Raw genomic sequence first — 2,851 nt, forward strand, 5'->3', positions numbered from 1 at the left:
GTGTATGCGATGACCTTGGCCGTTCTAAGGTAGGCAATGCTTTAGCCTAGCTTGCTATTCCTTGCAGTGGCACGACCCTCAAGAAATTTGCTCGCGACTTCAAAATAGTCGTTGTGTCGTCCGCCCAAATAACGCGGAGATCCTTATGCTGAACAAGAAGTCAACGCTGTTCCCATCACAGTTATCGAAAAGATTGACATCCGAGGTCGAGGCCCTTTCTCTAAGTGACCCACTGCATCCAATGAAGCGAGACTCGCGACAGTCTGTACGACCGAAACAATGTAAGGGAAGTTCCTACAGCCCAGAGCCAACACAACCACATCGCTCCGCAAAGTCTGTAAGGAGACACRTACCATCCGCTAGGTTCGATAGTGGTTTGGCTTTAGTTGACGCGAACCGCGAGTTTTGCAATTTAATGCGCACTCCCCTAACTGACTTAGTCGGCAAGCATCTGAGAGATCTTTGCAGTGTGTACAGGTCGTTCACCCAAGCCAGTAAGGGGGCGAATTACATGATGGAGTTCGACTATGCCGAGGCCATTCTTATTGACGGGTGCAACTCGAACATCTATACGAGTATGACAAGCGTCTGGATGCGTTCGCCTGAAGGCCACCTGGATTCGGTAAGTGTATTCGTTACCGACTTTCCGCCTCAAGCATCACTTCGCGGTGAGCGCTCGATAACTGGCGCAAATAGCTTGGCAGGCTTGTTAAGCGCTGATTCATTCCGGCGTGAACTCGAACGAGCTATAGATTCCTCGACCGTAGAAGCCCCATCATCCCTTCTGCTTATCAGCATATCCGGCCTGGACTCACTCAGCGAATCATTTGGCCGCGAACATACCCTATCAGTGCAGGTTGAAGCCGCCCGAAGAATTCGTCGCACAGCGGATAGGTTCGGAAAAGTTGGCCGTCATGGAATCAACGAATTCCTAGTGCTCTGTGAGTCCGAACAACAAAACGCATATGAACTTTCGCAAGCCTTGCTAGGGACATTTCGCGAATGTTTCGTTCTAAACGGCGAGGAGGTTTATCTCTCTGCGTCCATCGGAATGTGCCGCATCCCCAGTAACTGCAAGGATGCAGAAGAAATCGTTTTCGCAGCAGAAGCAGCTCTACGCCAAGCCAAGAAAAGAACAGGTGGCACCTGTATTCAATATACCGATGAGATTGGTCAAGCGATGAAGCGCAAAGCGGAGCTGGAACATTCTTTGAGGAAGGCTGTGGTCCGCGGTGAGATGGAATTGGAGTATCAACCACGAGTCGATGTACGAACGATGAAAGTCGTCGCGCTTGAGGCATTGTTAAGGTGGAATCATCCCAAGCATGGCCGGATTTCTCCTCTAGAGTTCATTCCGATCGCCGAAGAGAGAGGATTGATCTTTGACATCGGAAAATGGGTACTAGAGACGGCATGCAAGAAAGCGAGCGAACTCGCAGTAGAGTTGGAAGAGCCGGTGCGCGTATCTGTCAACGTATCCGCACACCAGTTGAAAGATAACCGGTTTAGCGATGTTATTGTCGAGGCACTGGAACAATCCCAACTCCCGCCAAATTTGCTCGAGTTGGAGTTGACTGAAAGCGTTCTCGTCGAAGACTGCGATAGATGCGCTGACGTATTACGAGGCCTGAAGGCGCTGGGCTTATCGTTGTCAGTAGACGACTTCGGTACCGGATATTCATCGCTCGCATATTTGCAGTTTTTCCCTTTCGATACGATTAAATTGGACAAGACTTTTATTAACAATACCAACGCTACAGTAGACAATCGGAAGCTGGTTCGAGCGCTTATAGACATGTCGCACGCATTAGACTTGTCTGTTGTCGCAGAAGGGGTGGAATGCAAGGAAACCCTGGCATTTCTGGCTGCTAACAACTGTGACGAAGTTCAAGGGTATCTAATGTCGCGGCCGTTGAATGCCAAGGCGCTGCAAGAATTTCTGCAGACTAGTCGGAAGCATGAAATCAATGCAAATTGGAGCGTCTAGCGCCTACAAAGGCGGCAGGCATAATCGAAGTTCGAATAGGTGAATATTCTTTATATGCATTACCATGACCTCCCGCCATCTCATCATCCTCTTGTAACCTATAGGGCTCTGGAGCGAAGCGACGCGCCTGAATGGTATCGCTACTTGGCTTCTCGAGAAGTCTACGAACATACTAGCTGGAATCTGGCGAACGCTGATTCTCTACAGGCGTTATTTGACTCCTATGAATCCGACCACCGCGAATCAGAGATACGGTTTGCGGTAATCGCGAAAGAGAGCAATCGCTTGGTTGGTACTTTTGGTTTCCATACGATATCGCTTGGCAATAAGACTGCAGAACTAGCATTCGACCTTTGCCCCTCCGTATGGAGCAAAGGTATAGCGCAGAGCATTTGTCAGACGGCTGTACAGTGGGCATTCAGATGTCTCGGTCTCGTTCGTGTGCAAGCAGTCGTCCTAGAGACGAACTTGCGGTCAATACGCACGTTGGAACGTAGTGGGTTTCAGCGCGAAGGCTATTTGCGGAACTATCGCCAAGTTCGCGGCTATTCAAGGAACTTTTGGCTCTACTCAAACGTGCCGTAAGTCTGAAATGTTGATGGCTAATGGCGGTTACATCAGGGAATTGCAGCGCTCCTGCTGCCGCTTCTTAATTTTTCTCCCCTCCGATCCCCTGGAAGTCTAGATACATTATCTTGCGGCCTTATCTTCACGTCTCATTCGATAGCGATATCCAGTTTCCGCAATGTAATTAAAGTGAAGTGTTTGTGGTAGCACCGATCGCAATTCAGCAGGACGTAGTTCGCTCTCATCTTTTGAAAAGCTGGATGCTATTTGCATTTCCCTCGGTGCCAATTTCTTAAC

At 49.3% G+C, this 2,851-nt stretch carries 2 protein-coding genes; both read left to right on the forward strand.

Features of this window, described 5'->3' with window-relative positions; genetic code table 11:
- Positions 1-511 precede the first annotated feature (511 nt).
- Complete coding sequence (locus tag AB4Z11_RS28460) at positions 512-1,987, forward strand: putative bifunctional diguanylate cyclase/phosphodiesterase (RefSeq protein WP_442029186.1); 1,476 nt, start codon at positions 512-514, stop codon at positions 1,985-1,987.
- Between the two features lie 54 nt (positions 1,988-2,041).
- The gene (locus tag AB4Z11_RS28465) at positions 2,042-2,572 is read left to right on the forward strand and encodes a GNAT family N-acetyltransferase (protein WP_442029187.1); all 531 of its coding nucleotides are present in this window, start codon (positions 2,042-2,044) and stop codon (positions 2,570-2,572) included.
- The last annotated feature ends 279 nt before the right edge of the window (positions 2,573-2,851 follow it).

Source organism: Pseudoduganella sp. RAF53_2 (assembly GCF_052113985.1).
In the GTDB taxonomy this organism is placed as follows: Bacteria; Pseudomonadota; Gammaproteobacteria; order Burkholderiales; family Burkholderiaceae_D; genus Rugamonas.